Genomic DNA, 14,945 nt, shown 5'->3' on the forward strand with positions numbered 1-14,945 from the left:
TTGCCGCTGGTGTATTCCCCCGATTCAGCACCGCCTGGCTGAACGCCCTGACCGAACGATGGATCCAATGAGTTGTTCCTGCACCCTGTGGCTAGCGGTCAGTGCGCAAATACTAACCATCCAGATGCCCTGAACCCAGCGCTGAGCGGGGCGCTGCTGGAACCGAAGAACTCCTGGACCATCACCTGGAACATGACCCAGTTGTTGTCCGGAATGGCCGCCCCGCCCCGGAGACCGGATCGGTGCCAGCCAGTGCTCCTGTGTGTAGCCGGTGACCGGGCTCAACACGCGGTTGCCCTCAGGCCTTCCAAGGGAATTGTGAACGTCAGCTTTCCCTTAGACGGGCCCCATGCAGGCGGCCCAGGCGCAGGCATATTCCCACGGCAAACATGGCCAGGCCAACCCCCACGGACAGCGGCGGGAGTGTGGCCACCAAGACCACGCACGCCAGGGCACCGAGGACTTGCAGGGCCTTGGGGTAGCGGCGGTCCGCGGAAGGCTGCGTGAACGCAGCAACATTGGCCACCAGATAGTAAACAAGAACGCCAAAGGAGGAAAATCCGATGGCCCCGCGCAGGTCAGCCACCAGTATCACCACACAAATAAGCACTGCCAACACCGTTTCGGCCCGGTGCGGGACCTTGTAGCGGGGATGGATGGCGGAGAGCCAGTGCGGCAGGTCGTGCTCGCGGGCCATGGCCAGGGCTGTCCGGCCCAGACCGGCGATGAGAGCCAACAGGGCGCCCAGGGCTGCCACCGCTGCACCGATTCGCACCATGGGGGTGGCCCATGCGCCGGATCCCTGATCCACGGCGTCGGTCAGGGGTGTGGGTGTCGCTGCCACGCCGTCGGGCCCAAGCACGGCAAGCAGTGTGATCGCGATGACGGCATAGACAACGGCTGTGATGGCCAAGGCAATCACTATGGCCCGCGGGATGGTGTACCTGGGGTTGCGGACTTCCTCCCCCATGGTGGCGATTCTGGCATAGCCGGCAAAAGCGAAGAACAACAGGCCAGCAGACTGCAGGATCCCGTACCAGCCATGCGCCAGCAACCCGCCACCGGCAATCATCCCCGCGTCCGGCACCGATCCGCCCCAACAGAGGGCCACGGCCAGGCCTAACGCCAGGATGACTGCCACCACCAGAATCCGTGTCAGTCCGGCAGTGCGGCTCACCCCGTGGTAATTCACGGCGGCGAGAATCACCACGGCCGCGATGGCAACAGGGCGTTCCCACCCGGCGGGCGCCGCATAAGCGGCAAAGGTCATGGCCATTGCGGCAGCGCTGGCCGTCTTTCCAATGACAAAACCCCACCCGGCCACGTACCCGGACCAAGGCCCCAGCCGGACACGGCCGTAAAGGTATGTTCCACCGGAGCTTGGGTAGGCGGCGGCCAGTTGCGCCGACGAGGTGGCGTTGCAGAAGGCCACCACCAAGGCAACGAGGAGTCCGATCAGCAGCCCCGAGCCGGCGGCTTGGGCGGCCGGGGTGAACGCCGCAAAAACACCAGCCCCGATCATGGAGCCCAGACCGATGAGAACAGCATCAAAAGTGCCCAGGCGTCGGGCCAGGGCGGGAGGACTACTCAACTAGGCACGGCCCCTTCAAACAGGTGATGGCCCCGAGGAGCCAGGCATTCAACAGCGGAACTGCAGCGATGATACTACCTGGAAGTGAACACCAGGCAAGCTGTGAGAATCTCCTGCTTGTTCGTGACTGCGCCCCAATGTCAGGGCAGTTTCCCCGACTCATAGCTGAGCAGGGTTGCCGACACGTCGTCAAGGAAATCGTCCACCTGGCCTTGGTCGTATCCGGTGCGGAACTTGGTGGGAGTGAAGCGGGCACTAACAACGGATTCGGAGCTTAGCCCGCCGGCCCGGCCGCCCTCCCAAAATTGGAGGGTTTCACGGACGGTCTCAAGGAAGGAGTCAACCTCATCCGGGCTGTAGCCTTCGCGAAACTTTGTGGTGGAAAATCTAATGTTGGAAATGTCCAAACTGTTCATCGTGCATCCTCTACCCCCGGGCGGAACAACTTTGTTCCGCAATTGACGTTCCACACCTACCCTAAACCGGCGGCGGGAGGTGGGGAAACCTTCTCCCCCACCTCCCGCCGTCGAGCATCAAGAAACGCGGAATTACTTCCCTGCCGCAGCCGCCAGGATGGTCTTGGCGAGCGGGCCGCCGGTGACGGCACCCAAATCGCCGTCCTCAACAAAAACGGCCACGGCAATGTCGCCCTGCGCTGCAATAACCCAGGAGTGCGTGCGCGGCGGCACGTCATTGCCATATTCGGCGGTTCCAGTCTTGCCAATGGCCTCGGCGCCGGGCAGATCGGCCAGAATGCCCAAGTAACCATCGGTGACCACTGCGCGCATCATGGTGCGCAGGTCCTCGGCCTCCTTAGCCGTCAGGTCCGCACCTTCTGCGGGCTTGGCCTTGCCATCGTGGCCGTCAACCAGCACCGGCGGCACCGCCGAGCCCTTGACCGCGGCAGACATCATCGCCGCCATGGCCAAGGGCGAAGTCAACACCTTGCCCTGGCCAATCATGGACGCCGCATGTTCGGTTCCGGCAGAATCGCGTGGCACGGCACCCATGTAGGCATCCAGGCCAAGGTCATTGCTCATGCCGATGCCCAGTGCACCTGCCGCATCGGCCAACTTCTCCTGTGAGAGCTTGTCAAACTGTGAAACAAAGGCTGTGTTGCAGGAGTGGGCCACGGCGGTTGTCAGCGAAATGTCACCCGTGGCCTCGGCCGCGTAGCCCGGGGCGTTGAGGAACTTCTTGCCGTCGGCAATGAAATCCGTGGTGCAGGGCACCGTGGAGGTGGGGTTCATGCCCAGGCGGAAGAGTCCCAGCGAGGTGGCAATCTTGAACGTTGAGCCGGGAGCGTACTGGCCCAAAAATGCCGTGTTGTAGCCCTTGCTGTCGGGGCCGTTGGCTGAGGCCATGATGGCACCCGTGGACGGGCGCATGACAACAATGGAACTAGGTGTCTTGACGCTGGCCAGCGCTTCCTCGGCCGCGCTTTGCAGATCCGGCACCAAAGTGGTTTTTACGTCCTTGCCGTCAGTCGCTTCGGCGGTGAAGAGCGTCTTGGCAGGCGCGCTTTCTGCGGCGGGTGCTTTCTCGGCGTCCGCGGGGGCAGTTGTTGGCGTGGCAGCGGCTGGCGTAATGGCACTGACGGTAACGCCCGGTGTGCCGGAAAGTTGCGCATCAAAGGAGGCCTGCAAGCCACCGGAACCCACAACCTGACCGGCAACCACTTTGCCTTCAGACTTTTCAATGTCCTCGGCCGTGGCTTCATGCACCGTGCCCAGGATGGCTGAGGCGAAGGTGCGCGACGGCGCCAGTGGCAAGGTGGCAGGCGTGACAAGAATGCCCTTGACGGCGTTGAGCTGGTCCTGATTCAGCGCCGCAAACGCATCCTCGCGCAGGGTGATGGCGTCCACAAACGCCACCGGGCCGTAGGCCTTGACCTTGGCAACATAAGCTGCGGTGTCGATGCCCAGCACGGCTGCGAGCGCCGTTGCTGAGGCCTCCGCCTGTGTGTCACTCAGGCCTTCCTTGTTGATGCCCACAATTTTTACGGGACGGTCCTTCACAATGGCCATTCCATCGGCGGAGAGGATGCTGGCCCGCTGCCCGTACGTGGTGGTGAGCTTGAGGCGTTCACCGGCAGCCAGCTTGGACTCCACCATTTCCGGGGTCCAGGTGATGGTCCAGTCCTTGCCATTGCGCTTCATGTCGGCCCCGGTGGAATACGTCCAGGGCTTCGCCAGCTTCGGGATGTTCCAGGTGTAGTTCAGGGAGACTCGGGCATTGTCGTCCTTGACCTCGACGCCGGCCACAGTGACCGTGGGCCACACCGGGTCGATGCCCTTGGAAAGTTCGGTCAATTCCTTTTGGACGTCTGCGGCTGGTTTATCAAAGCTGAGGTCCCCCACGGTGTGGGCGGAGAGGGCCTTGGCCAGCGCGTCGGCGGTGGAGGTGCCGTTGTCCGGCGTCGAACAGGACACTGCCCCGACGGCGAGACTGAGAGTTAGCAGCAAAACTGTGACGCGACGAATCATGAGCTCCCTGACGTTGGTATGCATCCCACCCTACCCATCGTGATGAAAAATCCAGCGACATTCGCTGGCAGTTATGCTGATCTGGCGGCAATCTCATACTGAGGGCGGACATTTCTTCACGCCCGCAGGGTTCCGCCTCCATCATCACGCTCCCCCGAATTGCATTTGAAAGGCCGTCACATGGGTCAACGGTTGAGGTCATGGGCCGTAGCTGGCGTCTCAGCCATTGCGCTCGCGGCCCTTACGACGGCGGGAGTGGTCACCTTAGGCGGGGGCCTGGCCGAACAAGGCAACGCCTCAGCCCTCAGTGCTGCGGGCAGCACCTTGGTCAGCACTGTTGGCACAGTGAAGGCCAATGCCGGCGACACCGAATGGTCGCAGATGCCGGTGCGCTTCATCACCGAGGGTGGCGAAGCCATTGAAACCATGGTGTGGACCAGACAGGGCAACAGAAATTTTGACGTCGGCGAGCTAGTGGAGCTGGACTATGTTTCCCAGTACCCATCCGCCGCCAGGCTGGCTGATGGGCAGGGTGGCCCAGCCAAGTCCATGGGCACAATTCTGACGGGAGCTGGAATCCTGGCTGCCGCATTCCTGCTGACTGGGGCTTGGATCTGGGACCTGGTTGCACGGTCCAAGCGTCGTGCCGGAAAACGCACACGGCCGCTCCGGCAACCCTAGGCTCGTGGTCCGCCGTGTGCTGTTGCGCTAGTGGGCCGCTTGGGCGGGAGCCCCTGATTCTTCGCGCGCCTCCGGCGCTTTGAGGTTTTCCCTGGCTGTGGAAGTGGCCGCTGTCATGTCACGCAGGAACCGCTCCACCAGCTCCAACTCCTCGGGTGTGTAATTTTGCACCGCGCCGCCAAGCTCCATGGCCAGTGGCAGGAACAAGGTGCGGCCCACGTTTCTGGCGTGTTCGGTCATGGAGAGCTGGATTTGCCGGCGGTCCGCTTGGTCGCGCTGGCGGACCACATGCCCCGATCGCGCAAGCCTGTCCACCAGGGCGGTGGTGGCAGGCGAGCTGAGGTTGAGTGCGTCGCCCAACTTGCCCGGCGTCATGGTATTGCCTTCGCGGCTGGGACGAACCAGAAAGCCCAAGGCATTCAGATCGGTGCGGTGAAGGCCATGCAAGGAAGCAACCCGCTCAACATAGCGATCCGATTCAAGGGTGAACTCGCGCATCACTGTGAATAGTTCGGTATGGGGCTGGGGTGACTTCATGTGAACAATCATCCCCCCATTTGTCACTCACGGGTTAAAATAATATCTCCAGTATGGAATCTCTCTGTTGTGGAAGTAATATGATTCCTATGAAACCTCTTGACTGGTCGCCCAAACGTTGGCTGCGGCTGACATTGCCCGCAGTTCTGATAGTTGTCTGGTTCTTGATGGCAGGGCTGGGCGGGCCCACGTTCGGCAAAATCTCGGATGTCTCAAGCAATGATCAGGCCAGCTTCCTTCCCGCCAATGCAGAATCGACTGTTGCGCGCGACTGGCAGTTGCGGTTCGTGGACAGCAACGTGATACCTGCCGTGGTGTTGTTGACCAGCGACGAGCCACTGACGGCGGCCCAGCTGGGGGAGATCGCAACCCTTGCGGATAAGTTGGGTGCGGTTGCCGGAGTGCAAAAGCCCACACCACCGGCCACCAGCACGATTGCCGGCCCCATTCCCTCCGCAGACAAGCTTGCTGTTGAGTTTCTGGTTCCCATCTCCGACACCGGTGAAATAAAGACTGTTGTTGACGAACTGCGGGACGTACTCGCCTCCTCAGCACCTGCCGGCATGAGCGTCTACGTCACGGGGCCGGCTGGTCTGACAGCCGATCTGGTCAATGCCTTTGGCGGCATTGACGGGGTTCTGTTGCTGGTGGCGCTCTTGGCGGTGTTTGTCATTTTGCTTGTTGTGTACCGCTCAGTGGTACTGCCAATCTTGGTGCTTTTCACCTCGGTGGTAGCCCTGTGCGCCTCCATTCTGGTGATCTACTACATGGCCAGCTGGGATTGGATCAAGCTCAGCGGACAAAGCCAAGGCATTCTTTCCATCCTGGTGATCGGCGCCGCCACCGACTACTCGCTGCTGCTGGTGGCCCGGTTCCGCGAAGCCCTGCACCAGGTAGATTCCAAGTGGGCCGCCATGGGACGTGCCCTGCGTGGCGCCTGGGAGCCAATTGTCGCCTCCGGATCCACAGTCATTCTGGCCATGCTTTGCCTCCTGTTCTCAGAGCTGAACTCCAACCGGAGCCTGGGCCCCATCGCTGCCATCGGCATTCTGTTCTCGCTTTTGGCGGCACTGACGTGCCTGCCCGCCCTGTTGGTGACCTTTGGCCGGGGATCCTTCTGGCCCTTCAAACCGAAGGTGGAGCATGACCACAAGCATGGGGCCATGGCCAGCTCCGGGACGGGTGAGGCAACCGCCACTGACGTTGAACGGGGATTGGCCGGGATTGGCGGCCTATGGCGCCGCATAGGCCTGCTGATTGCCCGCAAGCCGCGCATGACCTGGGTGGCCACCTTGGTACTGCTCCTGGCCGCGAGCACCGGAGTTCTGCAGCTGCAGGCCAACGGGGTGTCCCAAACCGAGATCATTCTGGGCCAAAGCAATGCCGTGGACGGACAGCGCGCCTTGGCCGAACACTTCGACGGCGGCAGCGGCAGCCCCGTGGTGATCATCGCCGACCAGGGCAGCAAGGACCAGGTGCTGGCCGCCGTCGAAGGTCAACAGGGAATTGCCGAGGCCAGCGTCTTCACGGGCAATGGCCGCCCCGACCCCGCAGCGCAGCCAGTGGTCAAAGAGGGTCGGGTGCTGATCAATGCCACCTTGAAGGATCAGGCCGATTCTGAGGCCGCGGAGCAGGTAGTTGTGGAACTCCGTGAGCAATTACCCTCCGTGGATGCAAGCGTTTTGGTGGGTGGCGTATCGGCGATCGCCCTGGACACCAATGTCACGGCTCAAAACGACTTGTTCAAGATTGTGCCGCTGGTGTTGATTGTCATTTTCATCGTCTTGATATTCCTGCTGCGATCCATCGTTGCGCCGCTGCTGTTGATCGGCACTGTGGTGCTCTCCTACATGGCCACCATGGGGGTCTCGGCGCTGGTGTTCAACCACGTGTTTGGCTTCCCCGGCGCAGACGCTACAGTGCCGCTGTTTGGCTTTGTATTCCTGGTGGCGCTGGGCGTTGACTACAACATCTTCCTCATGACCCGTGTCAGGGAGGAGTCACTGCTCATGGGCACCCACGCCGGGGTGCTGCGCGGTTTGGGCAAGACCGGCGGAGTCATCACTTCCGCTGGCGTGGTGCTTGCCGCAACGTTCGCTGCTTTGGGCATCATTCCGCTGCTGTTCCTGGCGCAGCTGGCGTTCATCGTGGCCTTTGGTGTGCTGCTGGACACCGTGATTGTGCGGACCCTGCTGGTTCCGGCGCTGAGTTACGATCTCGGTGACAGGGTGTGGTGGCCCGCCAAGCGCAGCAAGTTCGGCCAAGCTGCCATTGCGCCCGCCGAGGGCACAGGCGGCAAACGGTAGGCTTGTTGGGCCGCAACCGCCACCAGCAAGGACATCCGCCCGCATGGCCAAGAAGAGACCCTGGAACCGGGTGGGGACAGTTGCCAGTGTCCTCTTCATGGCCATGGCGGTCTTCGGTGGAATCGCCGTTTTCAAGGGCGCCGTTGCCGAGTCGGAGCGGGCGGCCGCGCTGGCGGACCCCGGCACCGCCCTCCATCAGGTCCCGTCCACTGTGACAAAACTCGGCAGCGGTAAATATGGCGGCAATGAGCTGCACGTCAGCTTCGAAACCGTTGAGGGCACCAGGGTCACAACTCGAGTCCGCACCCTCCAAAGCAACCGCGGATATTCCAAAGGCCAGCAGCTCGATGTGGTCTATGCGGAACAAATGCCCAAGGCGGCCCGGCTGGCCGTGAATCCAGGCCCTGCCGCCAGCTTCGGCGGGACCATGGCCCTGGCTGTCTTCGTTTGGATGACGGCCGCCGTTGTGGCTTGGCGGGCCTTCCGCGATATCTGGCCCAAAGCCAAAAAGCCCGGTTCAAAGAAGCCCCGGGCTCCCCGCCGGGGCAGGAAGGCCCGCTCCGGACGGTAACTGTCGGCGACCCCAAGCCTTGGGAGAGGGGAGCATTGGGAGCGGGGCGCCTCAGGAGCGGGGCGCCTCAGGAGCGGGGCGCTTTGAGGGCTTTCTAGCCGCCACTGACGGCGATAACTCCAGGGTTCTCGGCGTCGAACACCAGGCGGCGGTTGGCGATCTTGTCGGTGAAGAACCTGTCGTGGCTGACCACCAGCACGGCGCCGGGGAAGTGCAGCAGCGCCCGCTCCATGACTTGGGTGCTGGACATGTCCAGGTGGTTGGTGGGCTCATCGAGCACCAGGACCGAGGCGCCGGACAGCAGGCACTGGGCCATGGCCACACGGGCGCGCTGGCCACCGGAGAGGTTGCCAATCTTTTGCTTGAGATCGGCTTCGGAGAACTGGAACATGGTGAGGAACCTGTTGACCGACTTCTTGGTGGCTGTCAGGGCAAGGCTGTCCGGCATGGCGTTGACGGCGTGCGTAACGGTGTCATCGGGATCCAGTTCGTCCAGGAGCTGGTTGTAGGAGACCAGCCCGCCGCCCTTGGCCCAGGTGACATAGCCGGAATCGGCGGCTTCTTCCCCGGTCAGGGCGCGCAGCAGCGTCGACTTGCCGGAGCCGTTGGAGCCCAGCACCACAATCCTGTTGCCGCGGCGGATCTCAAAGCTGAGGTCGTTGAACAAGGTACGGTCACCGTATGACTTGGTGAGCGATTCCACCCGGCAGAGGACGTCCTTGACGTGCAGGCCACCGTAAATCTCGGTGATGATCTTGTCCACGGGCCGCGGTGCACGGGACTTCTTGATCTTCGAAAGCTTTGAATCCAATCCCTTGGATGCAGCCTTGGCGGCCTCGCGGCGGTCGGAGATGCCTTCAGCTTCAAAGGCCAGCAGCTCGGATTCGTGCATGAATTGGCTTTCCAGCGTCTTCAGGCGGAATTGCTTGGCCACAACGTACTCGGCAAAGTTGCCGGGGTACTCGTGCAGGTGGAAGTTCTCCAATTCAATGATGCGGTTGACCACCGCATCCAGGAACTTCCTGTCGTGGGAGACGATGATCGCCGCACCCTTGAAGTTCTTGAACCAGGATTCAAGCCATTCCACACCTGCCACGTCGAGGTAGTTGGTGGGCTCATCAAGGAGGAGCACATCGGGTGCTTCGAGCAGGATCTTCGCCAAGGCGGCACGGTTGCGCCAGCCGCCGGAGAGATCATCGATGGCTGAGACTCGGTGGGCCTCACTGAAGCTCAGAGTGGTCAGCACCCTGTCGATGTTTCGCTTGTAGTCCCAGCCGTCCAGCCGGTCCATGTCATCGAATAGCTCGGACTGGCGGTGGATCAGGCGGTCCAGCTCATCGGCGGCCGGGTCCGCTGCGATGGCAGAGTCGATGCCGGCCAGCTCAGCCTCAATGTCCTTGACGTGGGCAAAGAGCTCTTCGAGCACCTCAAGGATGGTGGAGGCCCCGTTCAGCTCGGAGAACTGGGAGAAGTAGCCAATCTTGGTGCCGAGCTCCACGGCCACGGTGCCGGTATCGGGTTCCACCTGGTCCATGACCAGTTTCAGCAGGGTGGACTTGCCGGAGCCGTTCTTGCCGATCATCCCCACCCGGTCGCCGGCTTCAAGCTTGAAGAACGCCTCGCGCAGCACCTGGACCTTGTCGAAGCGCACGGAAACGTCATTGAGGCGGATCAAGCTCATGGGTGTGGTCCTTTGTTGCAGCGAGTCGGGGCGGGAAAAACACCCGCCTCCACTTTACCGCGCAGCCGCGTCTAGGCACTCAAGCCAGGTGCCGCCGTCGAACTGTGCAATCTGGATCGGGCGGCCGCTGGGTTTAAGTGGCAGCTCCGTGCCGTGGGGATCCTGTGGCGAGACTACAGTCAGCCAACGGTCGGCGCCCATCGGAATGTCATGCTTGAACACAAACCCGAGGGTATCGGCGCAAAAGACCCGCGCCTGTTCCTGGTCATCAACGAGCACGCTGGCCAGATTAATTCTCACGCCGATCCCTCACCGTCTATGGCGGCGCCGCTGCTTGGGCTTCCACCGGATTGATTGCCCCATCGGCCCATGATGAGGTCCAACGGGGCAGTATTGATGTAGTGGAATTTGTACCGGCCTTCTCGCCTGGCCTGAACCAAAACTGCCCCCTCAAAAATGTCCAGGTGCTGCGAGACGGACTGGCGCGAGGAATTGAGCCCGTGGTTGGTGATCAGCCGGGGGCAGAGCTCAAACAGGCTCTGCCTGTTCCGCAGGGTCAGCTGGTCCAGGATGATCCGGCGGGTGGGATCTGCCAGGGCTTTGAATACGTCAGCCACAATCTCACCACAGGCAAGTGTTTACTTGCATGTCAAGGGTGCGGAACCCGTTGTGGCGGCGTGCGAACTTGTGCGGCGTCCCTGCGCAGCGAGGAGCCAGCAGCTATTCCTGCTGTGAAACCAACTCGAACTGTGCACTGTCGGCACAGATGGAGCTGATTGTCAGCGAGTATCCCCTGAAGGTGATCTGCTCCCCCATGGCCAGCCTCTTGAACGATTCATCGATCGATGGCTTGGGCTCATTGGCCCACAGCACCGGACTGACGGTGGGGACGGCGGAGCCAACGTCCGTTCCGGCTAAACCGACGGCGGGCGTGAAGCTTGCGCCCTTGGCGGACTGGGGCAACCCGGGGGTGGGCCCCACGGCGGAGGTGGCAACCCGGTAGCTTCCAACTCCCGTGCAACTCACGTTTGTGGCGTTGGAGGATTCGTGCGCATCCGGGCTCGGGCCTGTGCCGTGAGATGCTCTGCAGACGGTCACCCCGAGAAGGGATATGGCCACGAATACGCGCAGCGCCAGGATTGCCGCAACCTTCACGGTCCCACCACATTTGCGTTCGGGACGCCGTCGTTCGCCCCTGAAAAGACCGCCACATCAACCACCTCAATTTTTTGCGCTTGGCAACCCAAGCATTGTCTTGACTGTACGAGCATCCGTGCGAAACTTCGATGGCGTGTTGCATCCATCGCCACCAGGAGATGCCAGACGTGTATGAGGTCATTGGGACTCTGATCCCGCTGTGACTGGGTATTTCCTTGAGCCCGTTTCCCATCACCATGATTGTGTTGCTACTGGGATCGTCCCGCCCCAAGGCGAACGGTTTGGCGTTCCTGCCCGGCTGGGTGGCGGGAATCGCGGTCATCGTCGCAGCGCTCACCCTCCTGCTGGACACCGTTGAAGCCTCCGGAAGCGGAGACCCGAATGCCTTGGCAGGGATTCTGTGCCTGGCCTTGGGCGCTGGGCTTCTATTGCTGGCGGGGCGCAAGTTTGCCAAACGCATCAAACAATCCACCGCCGGCTCCCTTCCCCGCTGGATGGCCTCCGCCGAGACGATGGCCCCCTCCCGCAGCTTGGTCACAGGACTGGCATTGTCTGCTGCCAACCCCGAGAACCCGATGATTACGGCGGCCGCCGGTGTCACCATCGGTGCCGCCAGCCTCAGCGTCTCGGAAGAGCTATGGGCCATGGCGGCCTTCTTGGTGGTGTGCTCGGTGACAGTTGCCATCCCGGTGGCCGGCTACCTCGTGGCACCGGTGAACATGGCGGTGCCACTGGCGTCGCTCATGGGCTGGCTGCGCACCAACCACTCGGTCATGACGGGACTGTTGCTGCTGGTGTTTGGCTTCATCCTCATCGGCAATGGAATCGGCAGCTTCCAAGCATAAATTCAATCCAAACTGGCGACCGCTCCGAACTACACCGGCGGCCGTTTCATCCAGCCGCACCACAGTGGGCAATCTGTTGCCGCGATCGGTGAGGGAAACGCATGGAGCACAAGTTCGAGAAAATCACAGGCCTGTGGCCCTTCGCCGTGGGAATCCCTGAAGCCAAGGGAGTACCCACCAGGGAAGAAGCACAGAGCCCGGCTGCGGAGCACCACAGCTGCTTGTGCGGGTCCCAGCCCTAACAGGACAGGCCCCGAACGGCGTCGTGGTTGGATCTAGCCGTTGGGCCTGCTGGGGAGGTACTGGACGGCCCACTTGTTGCCATCGGGGTCGGCGAAGTACACAAAATGGCCCCACTCCTGGATATCGACGTCGCTAACTTCCACGCCGTTGGCTTTGAGCTGGTCATGGGCGGCTTGGATGTCACTGACAACCATTTGCAGGTTCGGCGCAGTGCCCGGGGCAGCGTCCGTGAGGCCTTCACCAATACAGATGGAACAGGCCGAGCCGGGTGGTGTTAGTTGAACAAAGCGGATTCCACCACCGGGCCGCTCATCGTAGTCGGCGTTGAAGCCAACCTTGTTCACATAGAAATCCTTGGCGCGGTCCACATCGGACACGGGGACAAATACCAGTTCAAGTTTCCAGTCCATGCCGGACACGCTACTCTCTGGCAATGTTTACCAACAGGGCATCCTGTCATTTTCCGGGTTCATTTGACGATCAAATTTGCCGAAGCACCCTCAGCAAAATGAGTGGTAAAACATATATTCAGATCTTTGAACTATCTATATCATTCGGCAGACGCAATCACTAGGGTTGCAGCAAGTGCACCAACGAAGGGCAACCAGCCTTGACTTGTGAATGGTGCACTTCTGGCGGTGCACTGGGCACAACCAGCTACTTCTTTGAAAGGTACCGTCATGACTGAGAACCAACCAAGCACTGACGATATCCGCTCAGTTCCCATCAGCGACTGGTCCGATTTGGGGCAGCAACTGTGGCAGTACCTGACGGGACGTGGAGCAGAGGTCAACTACAGCTTTGTGGACATGAGCGTTGAAGTGCCCCGCGACATAGGACCCGACGCGCCCAGGGCCACCTGGAAGTTCAACGGCACCGTGCGCGTCACCACAAGCGACAATGAAGGCACCGTCGCCCCGGCGCTGAAGCCGTAGGTGAAGGCCCATGCGTTTTGACATCGATCTGGAATTCTCTGTTGAGCTCCCCGTTGAGGACGGCAGCGAACCCACAGTGGTTCATGGCAGCATCAAGGCCGCGGGACGAGAAATACAAATACACACCGACAGCGCGGCCCTGTTCCGGCTCGGCTCCCGCAGAAATTTGCCGGCCATTCGGGATGTGGCGCGGTACTTGGCGAAGAACGGAATCACGGTTACGGTTTCCGTCCCGGAAGGCACCATTGTCAGCCTGGGGGCCGTGGAAGTCTCAGCATTTCACCGGCTGATCACCAATTCTGCGCATATCTTGCCGGGCAGATCGAACACCTGGTCAACCTTGCTCAAGGCACAAACTCGAGGCGACGTCCAAGGCAGCCTGATTCCTCCCGGCACGCCATTGCCGTTGGCCCCCACATTCCAACGGCGCTTCCGCCTCAAGCCCACCACCACGCACTACACCTTTGGCGGCGGGCGGCCCCGGCTGATATTCGTGCGGGACAGCGAGACGTGGGACGGGCACCCGCCCAGCGAGTTCAATTTGGTGGCGGAAACCACCCTCATCGGCAGTGACGGCGACGCCACGTTCGTCTTGCCCGAATTGGCTGCCGTGCAAGCACACATAGTGCACCGCGATGATGACGAGTACGTGTTCTTCGCCGGCGGGCCAGACAGCCCCACAGGGCGCCCGCAAGTGTTGCGCACTGGCGCACGGTTGGTGCTTGGACCGTGGCGGCTGGTCTTCTTCCGGGAGGAATACGCCGACCACGGACGGCCGTTTGGTGGGCGTTCCGCAGGAGAATTTGCCCGCCCCCAGCGTCCCCAATTTGATCCGCGCCGAGGTCAGCTGGAGTACGACGCCGTCGCAGGAGTGGGTGATTCGCGCCAGCCACAGTAGCTCTAGGGGGAAGGGACGGCACTAGAGCGCACTCCTCCCTTTGCGCCAGCGCCGTCCGAAGTCCCATGCATGGGCCCGAGCCCACCCGCTTCCGGCAGGGAGTCTAGGCTGTTGAAGGTGTACAAGTGGATGCCGGCCGGCGGTACTGGCAGGTCCGCCAAGTCCGCAATGAACTGTTCCGGCTGGTAGCTGGTGCCGCCCAACAAGGTCATGCCCAAAGCCCCCTTGCCGGTAATGAAGCGCAGTGAACTGCCCACACCAATCTTCGTTGCCAGGCGGAGCAGCTTTGTTCGCGGGACGGCTCCCGCAACGCCCGCCCACACGGGCAGCTTTACGCCATCACGGCGCAATACCGCCATGTACTCGGCAATCGTGGACGGCGAAAAACACATTTGCGTGACGATGTGGGTTGCCAGATCCTGTTTGATGCGCAGGGATTCCATGAGCTGGCCGTCTGCGATGCTGGGGTGTCCCTCCGGGTATCCGGCAACGCCCATTTTCATGCTTTTGCCACTCAACTGCGCGATCTCGCGCATGAGGTCTTCGCTTGATTCGAAGGGTCCACCAGATTGTCCTTTGTCGCCCCCAATGACGAAAAGCTCTGTGATCCCGGCGGTGCCGCACGCGCGCAAGATACCGGCGAGCTGCCCGCGCGAAGAAATGGAGCGGGCAGCAAGGTGCGGGACCACGTTGAAGCCATGCCCCGCCAGTGCGGACGCCGTGTCCATGGTGCGTTCCACTCCGTGCTGGGGGAGGCAGGTCACGGTGATGGTGGTGCCGGCGGGAACCCGCTCCAACACCGCGGGAACTATGTCCTGGGTGGGGATGATTTCCAAGCGTGAGGCGAACATGGTCAGGCCCTTCCCTGGTTGGGTGGAACTACCGGGCTGTTATGAGTGAGGCTGCTTCTTGGCGGGTGTGGCCGGAGTCTTCGATGCCTTCGGCGATGTGGGCGAGGTGTTCGGGGATGTCGCGGCCTTTCTTACGCATGGCCGTGGCCCACAACCTTCCGG

The 14,945-nt window shown here is 61.7% G+C and carries 16 protein-coding genes and 1 pseudogene; 6 read left to right on the forward strand and 11 right to left on the reverse strand.

Annotated elements, in window-relative coordinates; all coding sequences use genetic code 11:
* Positions 1-325: 325 nt before the first annotated feature.
* The 3 genes from CVS28_RS18230 to CVS28_RS18240 form a co-directional block, all read right to left on the reverse strand.
* Entirely contained in the window at positions 326-1,591 is a 1,266-nt protein-coding gene (locus CVS28_RS18230) for an APC family permease (RefSeq protein ID WP_103467215.1), read from the reverse strand.
* A gap of 140 nt (positions 1,592-1,731) precedes the next feature.
* A complete protein-coding gene (locus tag CVS28_RS20360) occupies positions 1,732-2,007 on the reverse strand; it encodes a DivIVA domain-containing protein (protein WP_103482397.1) in 276 nt (91 codons plus the stop codon).
* A 132-nt stretch (positions 2,008-2,139) separates the two neighbouring features.
* A complete protein-coding gene (locus CVS28_RS18240) occupies positions 2,140-4,101 on the reverse strand; it encodes a penicillin-binding transpeptidase domain-containing protein (protein WP_103482398.1) in 1,962 nt (653 codons plus the stop codon).
* Between the two features lie 156 nt (positions 4,102-4,257).
* Between CVS28_RS18240 and CVS28_RS18245 the strand changes: the two genes are divergently transcribed.
* Positions 4,258-4,758 (forward strand): DUF3592 domain-containing protein, encoded by a 501-nt coding sequence (locus tag CVS28_RS18245; protein WP_103482399.1) that lies wholly within the window; start codon positions 4,258-4,260, stop codon positions 4,756-4,758.
* A gap of 27 nt (positions 4,759-4,785) precedes the next feature.
* On the opposite strand, the gene CVS28_RS18250 is transcribed toward CVS28_RS18245, so the two are convergent.
* Entirely contained in the window at positions 4,786-5,295 is a 510-nt protein-coding gene (locus CVS28_RS18250; protein WP_243399969.1) for a MarR family winged helix-turn-helix transcriptional regulator, read from the reverse strand.
* Positions 5,296-5,384: 89 nt separating this feature from the next.
* Here CVS28_RS18250 and CVS28_RS18255 point away from each other — a divergent pair, with 89 nt between their 5' ends.
* Both CVS28_RS18255 and CVS28_RS18260 read left to right on the forward strand, forming a co-directional pair.
* Positions 5,385-7,601 (forward strand): MMPL family transporter, encoded by a 2,217-nt coding sequence (locus CVS28_RS18255; RefSeq protein ID WP_243399970.1) that lies wholly within the window; start codon positions 5,385-5,387, stop codon positions 7,599-7,601.
* Positions 7,602-7,644: 43 nt separating this feature from the next.
* Complete coding sequence (locus CVS28_RS18260) at positions 7,645-8,172, forward strand: hypothetical protein (protein WP_103482401.1); 528 nt, start codon at positions 7,645-7,647, stop codon at positions 8,170-8,172.
* Positions 8,173-8,266: 94 nt separating this feature from the next.
* On the opposite strand, the gene CVS28_RS18265 is transcribed toward CVS28_RS18260, so the two are convergent.
* The 4 genes from CVS28_RS18265 to CVS28_RS18280 form a co-directional block, all read right to left on the reverse strand.
* On the reverse strand, positions 8,267-9,853 hold the full coding sequence (locus tag CVS28_RS18265; RefSeq protein ID WP_103467221.1) for an ABC-F family ATP-binding cassette domain-containing protein: 1,587 nt from the start codon (positions 9,851-9,853) through the stop codon (positions 8,267-8,269).
* Positions 9,854-9,907: 54 nt separating this feature from the next.
* Positions 9,908-10,153 (reverse strand): VOC family protein, encoded by a 246-nt coding sequence (locus CVS28_RS18270; RefSeq protein ID WP_207797258.1) that lies wholly within the window; start codon positions 10,151-10,153, stop codon positions 9,908-9,910.
* Positions 10,150-10,470 (reverse strand): ArsR/SmtB family transcription factor, encoded by a 321-nt coding sequence (locus tag CVS28_RS18275; protein WP_103482402.1) that lies wholly within the window; start codon positions 10,468-10,470, stop codon positions 10,150-10,152. Before CVS28_RS18275 ends, CVS28_RS18270 begins: the two co-directional genes overlap by 4 nt.
* A 103-nt stretch (positions 10,471-10,573) precedes the next feature.
* Positions 10,574-11,008: a hypothetical protein gene (locus tag CVS28_RS18280; protein ID WP_103482403.1), complete on the reverse strand. Its 435-nt coding sequence runs from the start codon at positions 11,006-11,008 to the stop codon at positions 10,574-10,576.
* Positions 11,009-11,226: 218 nt separating this feature from the next.
* On the opposite strand from CVS28_RS18280, the gene CVS28_RS18285 reads away from it, so the two are divergent.
* Positions 11,227-11,856, forward strand: a complete 630-nt coding sequence (locus CVS28_RS18285; protein WP_133159199.1) for a GAP family protein — start codon at positions 11,227-11,229, stop codon at positions 11,854-11,856.
* Between the two features lie 275 nt (positions 11,857-12,131).
* Here the strand turns inward: CVS28_RS18285 and CVS28_RS18290 are convergent, their stop codons facing one another.
* Positions 12,132-12,509, reverse strand: a complete 378-nt coding sequence (locus CVS28_RS18290; protein ID WP_103482410.1) for a VOC family protein — start codon at positions 12,507-12,509, stop codon at positions 12,132-12,134.
* Between the two features lie 270 nt (positions 12,510-12,779).
* Here CVS28_RS18290 and CVS28_RS18295 point away from each other — a divergent pair, with 270 nt between their 5' ends.
* Both CVS28_RS18295 and CVS28_RS18300 read left to right on the forward strand, forming a co-directional pair.
* Entirely contained in the window at positions 12,780-13,034 is a 255-nt protein-coding gene (locus CVS28_RS18295) for a hypothetical protein (protein ID WP_103467224.1), read from the forward strand.
* 10 nt (positions 13,035-13,044) lie between these two features.
* On the forward strand, positions 13,045-13,932 hold the full coding sequence (locus CVS28_RS18300) for an FHA domain-containing protein (RefSeq protein ID WP_103482405.1): 888 nt from the start codon (positions 13,045-13,047) through the stop codon (positions 13,930-13,932).
* 2 nt (positions 13,933-13,934) lie between these two features.
* Here CVS28_RS18300 and CVS28_RS18305 read toward each other — a convergent pair whose 3' ends face one another.
* The gene (locus CVS28_RS18305; protein ID WP_103482406.1) at positions 13,935-14,783 is read right to left on the reverse strand and encodes a methylenetetrahydrofolate reductase; all 849 of its coding nucleotides are present in this window, start codon (positions 14,781-14,783) and stop codon (positions 13,935-13,937) included.
* Between the two features lie 28 nt (positions 14,784-14,811).
* Positions 14,812-14,945: pseudogene (locus CVS28_RS20260) on the reverse strand (lipoyl synthase); the annotation flags it as partial.

Source organism: Arthrobacter glacialis (genome assembly GCF_002909415.1).
GTDB classification, from domain to species: domain Bacteria; phylum Actinomycetota; class Actinomycetes; order Actinomycetales; family Micrococcaceae; genus Specibacter; species Specibacter glacialis.